Annotated in this window: 17 protein-coding genes; 3 read left to right on the top strand and 14 right to left on the bottom strand. The window is 71.1% G+C overall.

Annotation, left to right across the window (positions count from 1 at the left end):
- The first annotated feature begins 9 nt into the window (after positions 1-9).
- Positions 10-672, top strand: a complete 663-nt coding sequence (locus tag AB3M34_RS05265) for a TetR family transcriptional regulator (protein WP_370618037.1) — start codon at positions 10-12, stop codon at positions 670-672.
- A gap of 45 nt (positions 673-717) precedes the next feature.
- On the opposite strand, the gene AB3M34_RS05260 is transcribed toward AB3M34_RS05265, so the two are convergent.
- Genes AB3M34_RS05260 through AB3M34_RS05250 form a run of 3 tightly spaced genes read right to left on the bottom strand, consistent with a single transcriptional unit; the run spans position 718 to position 2,236 of the window.
- Complete coding sequence (locus AB3M34_RS05260; RefSeq protein WP_370618036.1) at positions 718-1,488, bottom strand: methyltransferase domain-containing protein; 771 nt, start codon at positions 1,486-1,488, stop codon at positions 718-720.
- Positions 1,489-2,019 carry a Clp protease N-terminal domain-containing protein gene (locus AB3M34_RS05255; protein WP_370618035.1) on the bottom strand — a complete coding sequence of 177 codons (531 nt, stop codon included), beginning with the start codon at positions 2,017-2,019 and terminating at the stop codon, positions 1,489-1,491.
- Between the two features lies 1 nt (position 2,020).
- Positions 2,021-2,236 carry a helix-turn-helix domain-containing protein gene (locus tag AB3M34_RS05250; protein WP_370618034.1) on the bottom strand — a complete coding sequence of 72 codons (216 nt, stop codon included), beginning with the start codon at positions 2,234-2,236 and terminating at the stop codon, positions 2,021-2,023.
- A gap of 104 nt (positions 2,237-2,340) precedes the next feature.
- On the opposite strand from AB3M34_RS05250, the gene AB3M34_RS05245 reads away from it, so the two are divergent.
- The gene (locus AB3M34_RS05245) at positions 2,341-2,859 is read left to right on the top strand and encodes a MarR family winged helix-turn-helix transcriptional regulator (RefSeq protein ID WP_370618033.1); all 519 of its coding nucleotides are present in this window, start codon (positions 2,341-2,343) and stop codon (positions 2,857-2,859) included.
- 53 nt (positions 2,860-2,912) lie between these two features.
- Here AB3M34_RS05245 and AB3M34_RS05240 read toward each other — a convergent pair whose 3' ends face one another.
- Entirely contained in the window at positions 2,913-4,994 is a 2,082-nt protein-coding gene (locus tag AB3M34_RS05240) for an MMPL family transporter (protein ID WP_370618032.1), read from the bottom strand.
- Between the two features lie 37 nt (positions 4,995-5,031).
- A complete protein-coding gene (locus AB3M34_RS05235; protein WP_370618031.1) occupies positions 5,032-6,795 on the bottom strand; it encodes an ABC-F family ATP-binding cassette domain-containing protein in 1,764 nt (587 codons plus the stop codon).
- A gap of 88 nt (positions 6,796-6,883) precedes the next feature.
- Between AB3M34_RS05235 and AB3M34_RS05230 the strand changes: the two genes are divergently transcribed.
- Complete coding sequence (locus AB3M34_RS05230) at positions 6,884-7,285, top strand: RidA family protein (protein WP_370618030.1); 402 nt, start codon at positions 6,884-6,886, stop codon at positions 7,283-7,285.
- A gap of 9 nt (positions 7,286-7,294) precedes the next feature.
- Here AB3M34_RS05230 and AB3M34_RS05225 read toward each other — a convergent pair whose 3' ends face one another.
- The 9 genes from AB3M34_RS05225 to AB3M34_RS05185 form a co-directional block, all read right to left on the bottom strand.
- Complete coding sequence (locus AB3M34_RS05225) at positions 7,295-8,062, bottom strand: SDR family oxidoreductase (RefSeq protein ID WP_370618029.1); 768 nt, start codon at positions 8,060-8,062, stop codon at positions 7,295-7,297.
- 48 nt (positions 8,063-8,110) lie between these two features.
- A complete protein-coding gene (locus AB3M34_RS05220) occupies positions 8,111-9,028 on the bottom strand; it encodes a 4-(cytidine 5'-diphospho)-2-C-methyl-D-erythritol kinase (RefSeq protein WP_370618028.1) in 918 nt (305 codons plus the stop codon).
- 81 nt (positions 9,029-9,109) lie between these two features.
- On the bottom strand, positions 9,110-10,000 hold the full coding sequence (rsmA, locus tag AB3M34_RS05215; protein ID WP_370619946.1) for a 16S rRNA (adenine(1518)-N(6)/adenine(1519)-N(6))-dimethyltransferase RsmA: 891 nt from the start codon (positions 9,998-10,000) through the stop codon (positions 9,110-9,112).
- Complete coding sequence (locus AB3M34_RS05210) at positions 9,997-11,103, bottom strand: ubiquitin-like domain-containing protein (RefSeq protein ID WP_370618027.1); 1,107 nt, start codon at positions 11,101-11,103, stop codon at positions 9,997-9,999. Before AB3M34_RS05210 ends, rsmA begins: the two co-directional genes overlap by 4 nt.
- 262 nt (positions 11,104-11,365) lie before the next feature.
- Positions 11,366-12,211: a TatD family hydrolase gene (locus tag AB3M34_RS05205; RefSeq protein ID WP_370618026.1), complete on the bottom strand. Its 846-nt coding sequence runs from the start codon at positions 12,209-12,211 to the stop codon at positions 11,366-11,368.
- Positions 12,208-14,067: a methionine--tRNA ligase gene (metG, locus tag AB3M34_RS05200; RefSeq protein ID WP_370618025.1), complete on the bottom strand. Its 1,860-nt coding sequence runs from the start codon at positions 14,065-14,067 to the stop codon at positions 12,208-12,210. The genes AB3M34_RS05205 and metG overlap by 4 nt, the downstream gene beginning before the upstream one ends.
- A gap of 30 nt (positions 14,068-14,097) precedes the next feature.
- Positions 14,098-15,222: a hypothetical protein gene (locus AB3M34_RS05195; protein ID WP_370618024.1), complete on the bottom strand. Its 1,125-nt coding sequence runs from the start codon at positions 15,220-15,222 to the stop codon at positions 14,098-14,100.
- Positions 15,223-15,238: 16 nt separating this feature from the next.
- The gene (locus tag AB3M34_RS05190) at positions 15,239-16,390 is read right to left on the bottom strand and encodes a hypothetical protein (RefSeq protein WP_370618023.1); all 1,152 of its coding nucleotides are present in this window, start codon (positions 16,388-16,390) and stop codon (positions 15,239-15,241) included.
- Positions 16,387-16,779, bottom strand: coding sequence for a hypothetical protein (locus tag AB3M34_RS05185; RefSeq protein WP_370618022.1), 393 nt, complete (start codon positions 16,777-16,779; stop codon positions 16,387-16,389). Before AB3M34_RS05185 ends, AB3M34_RS05190 begins: the two co-directional genes overlap by 4 nt.
- Between the last annotated feature and the right edge of the window lie 6 nt (positions 16,780-16,785).

Genomic DNA, 16,785 nt, shown 5'->3' with positions numbered 1-16,785 from the left:
TACGGCACAATGCCCAGAGTGGCCAAGAACCCGGATCCGGAGACGAAGCGCAGCAGCAAGCGGATGACGGCGGCCGAGCGGCGTGAGCAGCTCATCGCGACCGCCCGGACCCTCTTCGCGGACCGCGGGGTCGACGGCACCACCGTCGAGGAGATCGCGGCCCGTGCCTCCGTCTCGAAACCGGTCGTCTACGAGCACTTCGGCGGCAAGGAAGGCCTGTACGCCGTGGTGGTCGACCGCGAGGTCCGCACGCTGCTCGACATGATGCGCGGCGCCCTCACCAGCGGCGGCCCGCGCGAGCTCCTGCAGCAGGCCGCGTTCGCGCTGCTCACCTACGTCGAGACCAGCTCGGACGGGTTCCGGATCCTGGTCCGCGACGCCCCCGTCGGCGGCTCCCCCAACGGTTCGTACGTCAGCATCATCGGCGACGTCGCCAGCCGCGTCGAGGACATCCTCGTCGGGGAGTTCAAACGACGCGGCTACGAGTCGAAGCTTGCACCGATGTACGCCCAGATGCTCGTCGGCATGGTCTCGACCACCGGCCAGTGGTGGCTGCACGCCCGCAAGCCCAGCAAGGACGTCGTCACCGCCCACCTCGTCAACCTCGCGTGGAACGGCCTCTCCAACCTCGAGGTCAAGCCCGTCCTGACACCGCCGCACGACGAAGACTGACGCGCCGCTTCGCGACTCCGTCAGACGCGCCGCTTCGCGACTCCGTCAGACGCGCCGCTTCGCGACGACGAACGTCCTCGGAAACGGCAGCACCGTCCCGTACTCCCGCCGGGGGTACGCCTCGCGGAGCGCCGCCTTGTAGTTCTCGACGAACTCGGCCCGCAGCTCGTGCGGCAGCGCCTGGAGGACCGGACGGGCACCCGTGCCCGAGATCCACCGGAAGACGGGGTCGTCTCCCGGGAGCACATGGAAGTACGTCGTTCCCCAAACGTCGAGGTCCCACCCGTCGTCGACCAGGACGTCGAGGTACGCCGCCGGCGAGACCCCGCGCGCCGTCGCGAGGCCAGCAGCGTGCTCGGCGTACGGCGCACGTCCCGCGAGCTCTCGGAGCAGCACGTGGTTCGGCTCGTCGTGGTTGTCCGGCACCTGGAAGGCGAGCACGCCCCCCGGCGCGACGTGGCGACGCAGTCGGGGCACGACCTCCAGCTGCTCCGGGACCCACTGGAACGCCGCGTTGGACACGACCAGGTCGACCGGCGCCGGCGGACTCCACGACGCGATGTCACCGAGCTCGTACGAGATCCCCTCGCCGTCGCCCTCACGGCGAGCCTGCTCGATCATCTCCGGTGACGAGTCGACACCGGTGATGCGTGCCTGCGGCCAGCGCTGGCGGAGCACTGCACTGAGGTGACCCGGCCCGCACCCGAGATCGACGATCGTGCGCGGCTCCGTCGGCACGCGGACCACCAGGTCGAGGAACGGGCGCGCTCGCTCGGACTCGTAGGTGAGATAGAGCCCCGGGTCCCAGGACGGCACTCAGGCCGCCTCTCCCGAGACCGCCCGCGCGACCTCGGCCCGCAGCGTGTCGGGGTCGTCGCACACGGCACCGAGCACGGCCGCCGTTCGCGCGTCGTCGACGGCGAGGACACCGGCGAGGAGCTGTGGCGCGCCGATCTCCCGGCCCGGGCCCGCGACCGTGACGCGGAGCGCCTGCTCGAGCGCAGCCTTGCTCGCGCGCACGAACCGGAGGTGCCCCCGGCGGCGCCCCGCCCGGTCGAGGGCGCCAGGCCCGAACGTCGCGTCGGCCTGCTCACGGACGCTCTCGAGGTCGACACCCAGCGAGGCGAGAGCCGCGGCGTCGAGAGCACCGTCCCCGCTGCGTACGATCTCCGCACGCAGCGCCTCGTACGTGATGCCGTGCCGCGCGAGCACTCCGCCGGACGGCTCCTGCTTCGAGAGCGCACCCAGAACATGGACCGGCTCGATCCGCCGGTCTCCCGCGTCACGGGCCTCTGCCTGCGCCTCGACGACCGCGGCGCGCGCGGTCGCGGTGAACTTCTCGAACATGTCAGTCCTCTCCTCGTCGCTCGGACCCGCCGTGCTTCTTGTGGGCGGCCTGGCGCGACACCCCGAGCGCGTCGGCGATCTGCTGCCACGACCATCCGAGCTCTCGAGCGCGTTCGACCTGGAGCCGCTCGAGGCGCTCGGCGAGATCGCCGAGTGCGCGAACGGCACGGAGGCCGATGGCGGGGTCCCGGTCCGTGGTGTCTGTCAGATCGGCCATGCCGTCAACGATAGTTGACACATGCGAAGTCGTCAACATCTATTGACAGCGGATCGCCGACTGCGGAGTCTCGACGTCGAGAATCTTGACGGTACGCTGGCGAGGTGCGAGAGGCTGAGTGGGAACGAGACGAGGTGGACCGCTTGGTCGCCGCGTGGCGTCGTGAGCGCCCCGACCTCGACGTCGACCCGATGGAGATCCTGAGCCGGGTCTCACGGCTGTCGAGGCATCTCGACCTCGCTCGGCGCGAAGCCTTCGCCGACCAGCATCTCGACGGCTGGGAGTTCGACGTGCTGTCCGCCCTGCGGCGTGCGGGAGAGCCGTACCAGCTCTCGCCCGGCCAGCTCCTGCGCGAGACCCTCGTCACCAGCGGGACGATGACGAACCGCATCGACCGGCTCACGACGCGCGGGTTCGTGGAGCGTCTGCCCGACCCCGCTGACCGGCGCGGAGTCCAGGTCCGGCTCACCGACGAGGGCCGCTCCGTCGTCGACGCAGCGCTTGAAGCGCTCCTGTCACGAGAGCGGGAGCTGCTCGCCGCACTCGGTGAGGACGACGCCGCCCGGCTCTCCGAGCTGCTGCGCGGCCTGCTCCTCCCCTTCGACGCCTCTGACGGCTCGTGAGCGAAGCCGCCGACCGCTGACCGCTGACCGCTGACCGCTGACCGGAGCCTCGGTCAGCGCCGGCGCTGGAGGCTGCTCGGCCACCAGATGCGCGAGCCGATGTCGTACGACAGCGCGGGCACGAGCAGCGAGCGCACCAGGAGTGCGTCGAGGAGGACGCCGAACGCGACCAGGAACGCGATCTGCGCCAGGAACAGGATCGGGATCACCGCGAGGGCCGAGAACGTGGCAGCGAGGACCACGCCGGCGGACGTGATCACGCCACCGGTCACCACCAGCCCGTGGAGGATGCCCTCGTGGGTCCCCCGCTTCGCCGACTCCTCACGCACCCGCGTCATCAGGAAGATGTTGTAGTCGATGCCGAGCGCGACGAGGAAGACGAACGCGTACAGCGGCACCGACGGGTCTGCTCCCGGCCAGCCGAAACCGTGCTCGAACACCAGCGCCGCGACCCCGAGGGTCGAGAAGAAGCTCAGCACGGTGGTCGCGACGAGGAGGACGGGCGCGAGCACCGACCGGAGCAGCACGATGAGCACGAGCAGGATGACGATGAGCACCACGGGGATGATGAGCGTACGGTCGTGCTCCGCGACGTCGTTGCCGTCGACCTGCTGCGCCGTCTCGCCACCGACGAGAACCTCGTCGCCGAGCCCGTGGAGCTCGTCTCGCAGCGCGCGCACGGTCTCCTCCGCGGCGTGGCTGTCGGCCGGATCCTCCAGCGTCACCTCGATCATCACGAGGCCGTCGATCACCTTCGGGGACTCGTCCGCGCCTTCGCCTGCGGGCATCGCCGCCACGGTGGCGACGCCGTCGGCCTGATCGACGATGCGCACGACCTCGTCGAGGTCGTCCTCCGGCGCGATGACGACCGCAGGAGAGCCGGACCCTCCGGGGAAGTGGCGGGTGAGCGCCTCCTGCCCGCTCACCGCCTCGGACTCACCGAGCAGGATGTCGCTCTGCGAGACACCAGACGCGCTGAACGTCGGCGCGAACGCCGCAGCCAGGGCGAGGGCCAGCGTGGCGCCGACCCACAGCCGACGCGGGCGGTGCTTCACGAGCGAGGCGACCCGGCCCCAGATGCCCGACTCCTCCGGCTTGGCGCTGCCGACGTTCGGGCGGAACGGCCAGAAGGCCGTGCGCCCGAGGAGCACCAGGACCGCCGGAAGGAACGTGAGTGCGGAGAGCATCGCGGCCGCGATGCCGAGGGCAGCGACCGGGCCGAGGCTTCGGTTCGAGGTGAGGTCGGACAGGAGCAGGCACAGCAGACCGAGGATCACGGTGCTGCCGGAGGCGATCACCGGTCGCAGCGCACGACGCCACGCGACCTTCATCGCCGTGAACCGGTCGTCGTGGACCCGCAGCTCCTCGCGGTAGCGCGCGACGAGGAGCAGGGCGTAGTCGGTGGCCGCGCCGACCACCAGGATCGACATGATCCCCTGGCTCTGCCCGTTGAGGTCGAGGACGCCGGCGACAGCGAGCTGGTAGACCACGAACGCGGCGAGACCGAGCCCGAGGACGGAGGTGAGCAGGACCGCGAAGGGCAGCAGGGGGCTCCGATAGACCACCAGCAGGATCACCAGGACGACGACCAGTGCGACACCGAGCAGCAGCCCGTCGATGCCCCCGAACGCGGAGCCGATGTCGGCGGCGAACCCGCCCGGCCCGGTGACATAGGGGGTCGCGCCGTCCACCTCGCTGACCGCGGCGCGGACGTCGTCGACGACCGTCTCGACCTCACCGGCCGCCGGATCGATCTGGGCGTACCCCGCGAGCGCCGCGCCGTCCTCCGACGGGACGGGCCCTCTCGCAGGACCGTCGATCCCCTCGATCCGGGAGACGGCCTCGAGCTGCTCTGCCACGTCGGCTCGGGCAGCGTCCGAGAGCGGCTGGTCCGACTCCCACACGATGACGAGCGGGACCGTGTCCGGCGCGAACTGCGCCTGGATCGCTGCAACCTCGGTCGACTCCGCGCTCTCGGGCAGGAAGGCCGCCGTGTCGTTCTCCGACACCTCCGACAGCTTCCCGGCGAACGGGCCGGCCAGACCACCGAGAACCAGCCAGACGAGGACGAGTGCGATCGGGATGACCCACCGGGCCCGCGTGTGCGAGGACTCGGCAGATTCGGGTCGGGCCACGCTCACTCCGATACAGGTCGCTGACAGCCGGGCCCGGTCAACCTAACACCTCTGCGAGCTCCAACCAGATTGACTCCAGATCGCCCTTCTCGCCTGTGATCTCGGTCAGCCTGGCCTGCAGATCGGACAGCTTCCCGACGTCCGTCGGGTGGTCTGCCATCTGCTTCTCGATGCCTGCCGAGAGCTCCGAGAGCTTGGCCAGACGACGGTCGATGCGCGCCATCTCCTTCTGCGCCGCGCGCTCCTCGGCACCCGACAGTCCCGCGTCCGCCGAGGCCGTCGTGGCGGCGACCACGTCGACGGGTGTCCGTCCGGCCGACATGGCCAGGCGCGTGGCGACGTCGCGAGGCTGGTACGCGTCGACCCCGCCGACGAGCATGCGTACGGACCCGTCTCCCGGCAGCTCGTAGACCGTGTCCGTGACGCGCTCGAGGAAGTAGCGGTCGTGCGAGACCACGACGAGCGTGCCGGGCCACCGGTCGAGGTAGTCCTCGATCACGGTCAGCGTGTCGATGTCGAGGTCGTTGGTCGGCTCGTCGAGCAGGAGGACGTTCGGCTCCGACAGCAGCAGCCGCATCACCTGGAGGCGGCGGCGCTCACCGCCGGACAGGTCGCCGATCCGTGAGGTGAGGAGGTCGCCCGTGAAGCCGAACCCCTCGAGCAACGAGGTCGCCCGCAGCTCCGGCCCGCTCACCGCGTCGAGCACGCGCTCCTGCGGGTCGAGCTCGTCGAGGGCCTGCGAGAGGTACGCGACGGAGATGGTCTTGCCGCGCTTCACCCGTCCGCGGTCGGGCTCGAGGGTGCCCGCGACCAACCGCATCACCGAGGTCTTGCCGGTGCCGTTGGGACCGACGAGCCCGACACGGTCGCCGGGGCCGAGCCGCCAGGTCGCGTGGTCGAGGATCCGCGCCGTACCGCGGGTGAGGCTGACGTCCTCGAGGTCGACGACGTCCTTGCCGAGCCGCTGTGTCGCGAAGCGCTCGAGCTCGAGCCGGTCCCGCGGCGGCGGCTCGTCGGCGATCAGCGCGTTCGCGGCGTCGATCCGGAACTTCGGCTTCGACGTCCGCGCGGGCGCACCCCGCCGGAGCCAGGCGAGCTCCTTGCGCGCCAGGTTGGCCCGCCGGCTCTCCGTCGCCGCCGCCTGGCGATCACGCTCCGCACGCGCCAGCACGTACGCCGCGTAGCCGCCGTCGTACTGGTCGACGACGCCGTCATGGACCTCCCACGTGCGAGTCGCGACCTCGTCGAGGAACCAACGGTCGTGGGTCACGACCACGATCGCGCACTCGCGGATGCGCAGGTGACGTGCGAGCCACGCGATGGCGTCGATGTCGAGGTGGTTCGTCGGCTCGTCGAGAACGAGGAGGTCGTGCTGGCCGAGAAGGAGCCTCGCCAGGGACGCGCGCCGCCTCTCGCCGCCGGACATGCCTTCGACGATGCGGTCGAGGGAGATGCCGGCGAGGAGGACCGTCACGACCTCGCGCGTGGTCGGGTCGGACGCCCACTCGTGGTCGGCCTTGCCTCCGAGGACGGCCTCCCGGAGCGTGTGCGCCTCGTGGAGCTCGTCGGCCTGGGTGAGGAACCCGACCTCCAGGCCCCGCGTGTGCGTGACCCGGCCCGCGTCGGGCGGCTCGATCCGGGAGAGGACCCGCAGGAGCGTGGTCTTGCCGCCGCCGTTGCGGCCGACGACCCCGATCCGGTCGGTCACGGCGACGCCGAGGCTCACCGAGTCCAGCAGCGTACGGGTGCCGTGGGACTTGTCGACACCGTCCAGGTTCACGAGGTTCTGCGGCGGAGTCACCCTGCCAGCCTACGAGGCGGACCACGTGTCCCCGATCCCGACTCCAATCCGGACACGTGGTGTCCGGGTACGCCCGTAGCGTCGAGACATGACCGAGATCGCACTGCACAGTCCGTCAGGCCTGGTCCAGAGCCCGGCCTTCAGCCACGTCGCCGTCATCCCGCCGGGGGCGACCACCATCCTCGTCGGAGGCCAGAACGGCGTCGACGAGTCCGGGACGATCGTCTCCGACGAGCCCGCCGCCCAGGTCACGAGAGCCCTCGACAACGTCGAGACGGCACTCGCCGAGGCGGGAGCCACGTTCGACGACGTCGTCGCCTGGACGATCCTGTTCGCCGAGGCGATCGACGTCCAGGCGGCGTACGCCGTGGCGGGGCCGCGGCTCGCCCGCGACGGTGCCCCTCCGCTGGTCACGGCGGCGATCGTGTCCGGGCTCGCGGTCCCGGGGGCGCTGATCGAGCTCAGCGTGACCGCCGCCGTGGTGCGGTGAAGGTCGCGCTCAGCGCGCGTGGGTGACGCCGCCGTCGACCACGAGCGTCTCGCCGACCACGTAGTCGCCGGCGCGAGACGCCAAGTAGATCGCCGCACCTGCCATGTCGTCCGAGGTCCCGATCCGGCCGGCCGGGACGCGGGCGGCAACGGCGTCGGAGTGGTCACGCGCCGTTCGGTTCATCTCCGAAGCGAACGCGCCCGGCGCGATCCCGCTGACCACGATGTTGTCCGGCGCCAGGGTGACCCCGAGCTTGCGGGTGAGGTGGACGAGCCCGGCCTTGCTCGCGTGGTACGAGTAGGTCTCGTCCGCGTTCAGCGACAGGCCGTCGATCGAGGCGATGTTGATGACCTTCGCCGGGTGGTCCGTCGCGGCCTTCGCCAGCAGCGGGGTGAGCGCCTGGGTCAGGAAGAAGGGCGCCTTGACGTTGACGTCCATGACCTTGTCCCAGCCGCTCTCCGGGAACTCCGCGTACGGCGCACCCCACGCTGCGCCCGCGTTGTTCACGAGGATGTCCAGCGAGTCCTCGAGCTCGCCGAAGCGCGCCACGAGCTCACGCACCCCGTCCACGGTCGAGACGTCGGACGGCAGCGAGACGCAGGTCCCGAGGTCGGACATCTCGGCCGCTGCGCGGTCGCACGCCTCGGCCTTCCGGGCGGTGATGTAGACGCGCGCACCCTGGGTGAGGAAGCCCTCGGCGATCATGCGGCCGATGCCGCGCGACCCTCCGGTGACGAGTGCGGTGCGGCCTTCGAGAGAGAACAGGTCAGTCGACATGGGCCGATACTAAGCGAGCGCTTAGCCGGGGTCCACGTGGCGTACGCGTCAGATGAGATGCGCCCCGGCCTCCGGGCCCGATGCCTGCACGGCGTCGGCGCAGACTCCGGACGCCAGCAGCAGGCGGGCCAGCTCCTCGGAGTGGACGGCGTCCTCGGCGAGGACCATCACCGTCGGCCCCGAACCGGACACCAGGGCGCCGAGGGCGTCGCCCTCCTCGGCTACGTCGAAGACCTGCTGGAGCTCCGGACGCAGACGGAGCGCTGGAGCCTGGAGGTCGTTCGACAACGCGCGGCCGAGCGCGGCGGCGTCGCCGGATGCCAGTGCGGTGAGGAGCTCCTGCGGCACCTCGGGCATCGGGAGCGGCGTGTCGGCGTGCAGCACGTCGTACTCGCCGTAGACCTGCGCGGTCGAAAGCCCGTGGTCGGCGATCGCGAACACCCAGTGGAACCGGCCGCGCGCCAGGACCGGACTGACCTCCTCGCCGCGCCCGCCGCCGAGAGCAGTGCCGCCGTGCAGCAGGAAGGGGACGTCGGAGCCGAGCTTCGCGGCGATCTCCTCGAGCTCACGGCGGGTCGCCTGGGTGCCCCACAGCGCGTCGCAGGCGACCAGCGCGGCGGCGGCGTCGGCAGAGCCTCCCGCCATGCCGCCCATCACGGGGATCGCCTTGCGGATGGCGAGCGACACGCCCGCATCGACGGCGTACGCGTCACGCAGCGCGAGCGCGGCGCGTACGGCGAGGTTGTCGGGACCGGTCGGCACCGGAGCCTGCTCGCGCGTGCCGTCACCCGCGAACAGCGTGCGCACAGTCACGGCGTCGTCGTCGACCTCGGTCGCGCGGACCTCGTCGCACAGGTCGACCGCCTGGTAGACCGTCGCCAAGGGGTGGTAGCCGTCGTCGCGTCGAGGGCCGACGCCGAGGCAGAGGTTGATCTTCGCGGGCACCCGCGCGGTCGTCGTACGCACCGGCTCAACCTACCGTCCGGCGGTCGCTCACTCCGGGAGCGCGTCGGGCTGAGCTCACTCCGGGAGCGCGTCGGGCTGAGCTCACTCCGGGAGCGCGTCGGGCTGGGTGGCCTCCGCGGCCGCTGCGTCGAGCGCTGCGGCGATCCGGACGTACGCCGCGAGGTCCAGCTGCTCGCCTCGTGCCTGCGGCGACACGTCGGCCGCCACGAGCGCGGCCTCGGACCGGTCGGGGCCGCCGGCGATCCCGGCCAGTGCCGCCCTCAGGGTCTTGCGCCGCTGGGCGAAGGCGGCGTCCACGACCGCGAACACGCGCGAGCGGTCGGCGTCCGCAGGAGGGTCGTGGCGCGTCCACGCGACGAGACCGGAGTCGACATTCGGGGCCGGCCAGAACACGTTCCGGCCCACCCGACCCGCGGGACGGACGTCGGCGTACCAGGACGACTTCAGGCTCGGCACGCCGTACGTCCGCGAGCCGGGCCCCGCCGCCAACCGGTCGGCGACCTCGGCCTGGACCATGACCAGCCCCCGCTCGATGGTCGGGACGAGCTCGAAGAAGTGCAGCAGGACCGGGACCGAGATGTTGTACGGCAGGTTCGCGACCAGCGCCGTCGGCGCCGGCCCCGGGAGCTCCGTCACCTGGAGGGCGTCGGCGTGGAGCACGTCGACGTCGCCGCCGCGGGTCGGTGCGAACGTCTCGATGGTCGCCGGGAGCGCCGTCGCGAGCCGCTCGTCGACCTCGACCGCGACCACGTGCCGCACCTGGTCGAGCAGGGCCAGGGTCAGCGACCCCAGCCCGGGGCCGATCTCGAGCACGACGTCGTCCGGACCCACTCCGGCAGCGCGCACGATCCTGCGGACCGTGTTGGCGTCGATGACGAAGTTCTGCCCACGCTTCTTCGTCGGGACGACGTCGAGCTCCGCGGCGAGAGAACGGATGTCGCCGGGGCCCAGGAGGCGTACGTCGCCGGTCAGGTCGGGAGCCCCAGCTGGGCGGCGCAGTGCGGCCAGCTGCCGTAGCTGCCGCCGTTGGCGTCACGCAGCTTGGTCGCGACGGCGATCTGCTGCTCGCGCGAGTTCTCGTGCGGGTAGCCCTGGCCGCCGTACGCACGCCACGTCCCGAGGTTGAACTGCAGCCCGCCGTAGTAGCCGTTGCCCGTGTTGATGCTCCAGTTGCCGCCCGACTCGCACTTGGCGAGGCGGTCCCAGACCGAGCCGTCACCCGCGTCGATCGACGGGGTCGACGGCTTGGTGCCGTGACGCTCGATCTGTGCCGTGGCCGGCGTGACGACGACCGTCTTGACGACCTTGCGGCTACGGACCTTGCCGTCCGCGCGCACGATCTCGTACGTCACCTTGGCCGTGCCAGGCTTGCCCTTGCGGACGACCTTGACCTCGCCGGCGTCCATCGAGTCGACCTCGCGAACCTTCGTCTTGAAGTCGATCTCCTCGGTCTTCGTACGGACCGTCTTCGCCACCCGGACGACCTTGACGCGCATCCCGTCCTTGATGGCCGTGGCCGGACGGGGGTCGACCTCGTCCAGGGCGCCGAGCGTGATGCCGAGGCTCGCGAGCGCGTCGGCCACGGTGTCGCCCGCGCTGAAGACGTTCTTGCGGTCACCGTCGGCGATCAGCCGGATCTTGTTCGGGCTCGTGATCGTCAGCGCGAGACCCGCGCGCGGCACGCTCGCAGAACGGCTCGTCGAGAGCTCGGCCGCGGAGTGCGGGCGGATCCCGAGCTGGGTGAGGGCGTCGTCGACCTGCAGGGCCGTCGTCCAGTACGTGGTGGCCTTGCCGTCCACGGTCAGGACGAGCTTGCGCGCGTAGCGGACGGCGACCTTCGTGCCGTCCTTGATGTCGGCACCAGCCGAAGGAGCGACGACGTCGCGGTCACCGAGCTCGATGCCCTCGGCGTCGAGGACGTCGGAGACGGTGCCGCCGAACGTGCGGACCTCCGTCTCCTTGCCGTCGACGCTGAGGGTGACGGTCTTGCTGAGCATGGTGAAGGCGAGGACACCGGCCACGATGGCGGCGACGACGACCGAGCTCACGGCTGTGAGGGCGATGCGGGTACGCACGGGGCTCCCTGGGGGTGGGGACAAAAACTCTCGGCAGAGTAACCAGTTCGTGACCTAAAACCCAAGCCCGTGACCTGGCTCACGCAGCGATTCGGGAACTTACGGCGGTGTGGTTCTGCGAGGTTTCTCGCCGGACCGCACACCACTCTGCGTTGGCCCCACCGCAGAGTTGCGGCCCCACCTGAACGTTCCGGTGGGGCCGCACGTCTGCGTTGGGCCCAACGCAGAGTTTGGCGCGGCTCAACCAGCGGAAGCGGGGCCCTCAACCCCAGGCGCCGCCGAACGCCGCGTCCGAGTTGGCGTCGATCGCCGCGCACAGCTCGGCGAGGTCGGCGTCCAGGACCTGCGCCATGGCCCGCACCGTCGTCGGCACCAGGTAGGACGCGTTGGGCTTGCCCCGGTGGGGCGTCGGCGTCAGGAACGGCGCATCCGTCTCGACCAGGACCTGGTCCAGCGGGGTGACCGCCAGTGCGTCGCGCACGGGCTGGGCGTTCTTGAACGTCACCGTGCCGGCGTACGAGAGCCAGAACCCGCGCTCGACACAGGCCCTCGCGAAGTCGGCGTGGCCCGAGAAGCAGTGCATGACGGTGCGCTCGGGAGCGCCGACCTCGTCCAGCACGGCCAGGACGTCCGCGTGGGCGTCGCGGTCGTGGATGACCAGTGTCTTGTCGTGCTTCTTCGCCATCTCGATGTGGGCCCGGAACGACTCGTGCTGTGCAGCCAGACCGTCCTCGCCCGTACGGAAGTAGTCGAGGCCGGTCTCGCCGACGGCACGCACACGTGGGCTGGAGGCGACCAGCGACTCGATCTCGGCCAGTGCTGCGTCGAGCTCGCCGTCGGCCGCCAACCGCGGCGCTTCGTTGGGGTGCAGCGCCACCCCGGCGACGATCGCCTCGTGCGCATCCGCTGCGGCGACCGCCCACCGCGCTCCGGGCAGGTCACAGCCGATCTGGACGATCCTCGTCACGTTGACCTGGCGCGCCCGGTCGAGCGCGTCGATCACCGAGAGCTGCTCGGCGGAGTCGTCCATGTCGAGGTGGCAGTGGTTGTCGACCACCGGGCCGGGCAGTGCGTCCGGGAGCGGCGGCCGGTCTCCGTCGCGGCTCACGCCGAAGCGTCCTCTACGGGCTCGACGGCGACCTCCCGGACGATCGGCGCCCACTCCGGGCCGGTCTCGCCGAGGGACGGGTCGAGCTTGGCGAACAACGGGGACGGCTTCGACAACGGGGTGCCGGCAACGATCTCCGTACGACGCCAGGCCGCCAGCTCTGCGCCGTAGTCGCCCGTGATCACCGGGTACGAGCGACCCATCTCCGGGATGCCGACACCGATCGGGTCCGCCGGAAGGTCGTCGACGACCTCGCGGGCCACGGGCTGCGCGGCCCACACGCCGGTGCCGCCGAGGGTCTCGAAGACGCGCTGCGCGGCGTGCGGGAGGAACGGCGTGAGCAGCGTGTTGGCGTCCGCGACGACCTGGAGCGCCGTGTGCAGGACGGTCGCCTGGCGCTCGGCGTCGTCCTTGAGCTTCCAGGGCTCCATGTCGGAGAGGTAGCGGTTGGCGGCGGTCACGACACGCATCGCCTCGCCGATGCCCTGCTTGAAACGGCTGCGCGCGAGGTGCCCGCCGACCACGTCGAACGCGGCCGCGGCCGTGTCGAGCAGCGCCTGGTCGGCATCGGTGAGCGCCGCGGGCGTCGGGATCTCGCCGAAGTTCTTGTGCGCCATCGACACCGAGCGGTTCACGAGGTTGCCCCACTCGTTCGCGAGCTCGAAGTTGGTCCTGCGGACGAACTCCTCCCACGTGAAGTCGGCGTCCTGGTTCTCGGGACCAGCGACCGCGATGAAGTAGCGCAGCGCGTCGGGACCGAACTCGCGGAGGAAGTCGCCGACGTAGATGACCGTGCCGCGACTCGTGGAGAACTTGGACCCGCTCATCGTGAGGTACTCGCTGGAGACCACCTCGGTCGGAAGCTCGAGCTCGCCGAGCGGGCCTGCCTCGCCGCCCTTGCTGCCGAGACCCCGGTAGCCGAGCAGCAGCGCCGGCCAGATCTGGGAGTGGAACGTGATGTTGTCCTTGCCCATGAAGTAGGCGGACTCGGCATCCGGGTTGGTCCACCACTCGCGCCAGGCCTCGGGGTCGCCCGAGCGGACGGCCCACTCGACCGAGGCGGACAGGTAGCCGATCACCGCGTCGAACCAGACGTAGAGCTTCTTGTCCGTACGGTTGTCCCACCCCTGGAGAGGAACGGGAACGCCCCAGTCGATGTCACGGGTGACCGCACGGGGGCGCAGGTTCTCGACGAGGTTGAGGCTGAAGCGCAGCACGTTGGGGCGCCAGTCGTTGCGCGACTTCAGCCACTCGGTCAGCGCCTCCGCGAGTGCGGGCAGGTCGAGGAAGAAGTGCTCGGTCTCGACGAACTTCGGCGTCTCGCCGTTGATCCGGCTACGTGGGTTGATCAGGTCGGCGGGGTCGAGCTGGTTGCCGCAGTTGTCGCACTGGTCGCCGCGAGCACCGTCGTAACCGCAGATCGGGCAGGTTCCCTCGATATAGCGGTCCGGGAGCGTGCGCCCGGTCGACGGCGAGATCGCCCCCGTCGTGACCTTCGGGACGACGTAGCCGTTGCGGTACAGACCGGCGAAGATCTCCTGCGCGATCGCGTAGTGGTTGCGCGTCGACGTGCGGGTGAAGAGGTCGTACGAGACACCGAGGCCCACCAGGTCGTCGACGATGACCCGGTTGTAGCGGTCGGCGAGCTCGCGCGCCGTGGACCCCTCGGCATCCGCCTGGACGAGGATCGGTGTGCCGTGCTCGTCCGTCCCCGAGATCATCAGCACGCGGTTGCCCATCATGCGGTGGTACCGGGAGAAGATGTCGGACGGAACGCCGAACCCGGACACGTGACCGATGTGGCGCGGGCCGTTGGCGTAGGGCCAGGCGACCGCGGTGAGGACAGACTTCGACATGGCGCCCATCCTACGGACGGCCCACCGTCGTCAGCCGCGCCGCCCGCGTGGCAGGACCCGACCGACGATCTCCGACGGCGGCATCTCACGGACGCGGCGAAGCATCGGCTTCAAGCCCGACTGCGGCACGACCGCGGCTTCGATCGCCCCTGCGACAGCACGAGCGGCGACGTCGGCGGGGATCTCGGCCGACCGGGCGGTGTTCTCAGGCCCCGCGGACCCCGGTGCTCCCACCACGAGCGAGTCGAGGTCGCCGACCACGCGGACCCCGCTCGCACGGATGCCGGCGACGACGTCCTGGCTCACGTCGTGCAGGCGCGCGACCGCCCACCGCGGCAGCACCACGCGCGCTGCCCCCGGCTGCGGCGGCACGCTCTTGAGCGCGCGGCTCACCCCGAGGCGTACGTATCGTCGATAGTCACGTGGGTCCCAGCCTCGGGCGCGGAACTCCCGGTTCAGCGCTCGGACGAGCTCGACCTCCGGCATCGTCATCGACCGGTTGAGGCGATCCTGCTCGGGCTCGAGGACGCCGTCGGGGAGCCCCACCATCGCCTCGAACACGCGCAGGAGCGACGACCTGTCCGTCTCGTCCACGACCACGACCGTCACGCGGTCCGGTCCGACGACGTCCGCCCAGCGGCGTACGAGAGCGTCGTGACGATGGCGCCGCCAGAACCCCGACCGACTCGGTACGCGGTCGAGGAGGATCCCACGCAGCCACCGCCGCAGCGACGAGCGCTTGCCGTTCTGGACGTACTGCTGCCACTGCGACGGCGCGATGCGGTCGAGCGCGCGCAGCGTGACGACGACGTGGACGCGATCCGGACCCAGGTCGGAGACGACCCGCTCCACGGCGGCGCCCTCCGCGTCGGCGAAGAACTCGCTCGACACGACGACGCGACCTCGGCGCGGGACGGAGGCGACGAAGCGCTCCCAGTCGCGGAGGGATCCCTCCGGGTCTCCTGTCATCGGCGGGTTGCCGACGACCCCCGCCACGGCCTGGACCGGTGTGCGGGAGCGTCCGGGATAGGTGACTCCGTGCTTGCGGAGCACCCGGCGTCCACGGAAGAACGCACTCTGGACCGCTGTCGTGCCGGTCTTGTGGGGTCCGACGTGGAGGAGAAGGCCGTCCTCCGGCAGCAGCAGGTCACTCATGTCAACCGGCTCCGCGTCAGCCCTCGCCGCGCCGCTTCAGCCGGCGTCGGAGCAGGCCCGCGAGCTCGCGGGTCGTGTGGTCGTCGACCGGCCGCCAGCTGCGGAGCCGGCGCGCGTCGGTCTTCGGCTCCCCCGTCTGGGCCATCGCGCCGATCATCGCGAGCGACGCGACCTCTGCGGACACGCGACGCGCAGAGTCGGCCTGCTCGACAGCACCGGCCGGCGCAGGCGTCGCCACCAGCGTGTCCAGGTCGCCGACGACGCGTACGCCGGACTTCCGTAGGTTCGCGACCATCGTCCCGGTCAGCTCAGCGATCTTGTCCTGCGCCCACGGAGGCGTCACGATCTTGGCCTCGTCCTTGCCGGGCTGGCGGGTGCGCAGCTCGTTGACCACCCCGTTGCGCAGGTAACGGAAGTGCGCCGAGGACGGCCAGCCCGCCTGCCTGTACAGCCGGTTGAGCTCGCGGACGATCTCGATCTCCGCGAGCGTCAACGAGCGGTTGGAAAGATCCTCCTGGAGCTCCAGGAGTCCGTCGGGAAGGCCGACCAGCTGCTCGAAAACGCGGAGCACGAGCTCGTGGTCACGCGGATCGAGGACGACGACGGTGACGTTGTCCGGGCCGACGACGTCCGCCCACCTGGTCGCCAGCTCGTCGTGGCGGTGACGGACCCAGAACGTCGGGGTCAGGCCCTTGGGCGGCGGATCGCTGAACATCTCGCGGAGCCAGGCGTCGTACGAGATGTCATAACCGGTCTGGACGTACTGCTGCCACTGCGAGGGGATGAGACGGTCGAGGGGCCGCAGCGTGAGCACGACATGGATCTGGTCGTGCCCGATCTCGTCGACGATGCGGCGGACCTTCGGCTTCCGCGCCTGCGCGAGGTACTCGCTGCTGAGGACGACGCGCCGGCTGCCGGCCGCTTCCATGTCGGCGAGCAGCGCCTTCCACTCGGTCAGGTCCGGCTCCGGTCCGCCGAGGAACCCCTTGCCTCCGACTGCGGCGACCACCGCGAGCATCTCGTGACGCCGAGTGCCCGCGTAGTGGACGCCGTGCTCCTCGAGCGCGGGACGGGCTGCATGGAACGAGGCCTGGAGCGACGTCGTCGCGGTCTTGGGTGGCCCGACGTGAACCAGCCGGACGCCTTCGGGCAGCAGCAGGTCGCTCATCGCCGGCCTCCGCCGAGCATGCGGCGGACGACCACGCCCGACAGCTGGGCCACGCTGAGCTGCGACGGAGGACGCCGCCCGACGGGCAGGTCGGCAGCATCCTCGGACCGGGCGTCGGCGGGGTCGGGTACGAGAGGCGCACGCTCCTCCTGGAGCGCCTGGGCGACCACAGCAGCAATCGCGCCGGCGACCTTCTCGGGCGAGACGGTCACCGCGTCGTCCGGGGAGGTCGCGTCGTCATCGGCCGTCACGTCGTGAGACCCGCGCCAGGCTGCGGCGACCCGACGACGCGCGTGCCGACTCCAGTGACGCCGCTGCGCCTCGGCGTCGACCCGGCGCAGCACCTCGGCATCCGCCGCCGTGGCGGGCCCCGTACCGGCAGGCCCCATCGTGTC

The sequence above is a fragment of the Mumia sp. Pv4-285 genome, from assembly GCF_041320275.1.
Lineage (GTDB): Bacteria > Actinomycetota > Actinomycetes > Propionibacteriales > Nocardioidaceae > Mumia > Mumia qirimensis.
The sequence above is the reverse complement of the archived record's forward strand: the minus strand, read 5'-3'. Positions and strand labels throughout refer to the sequence as shown.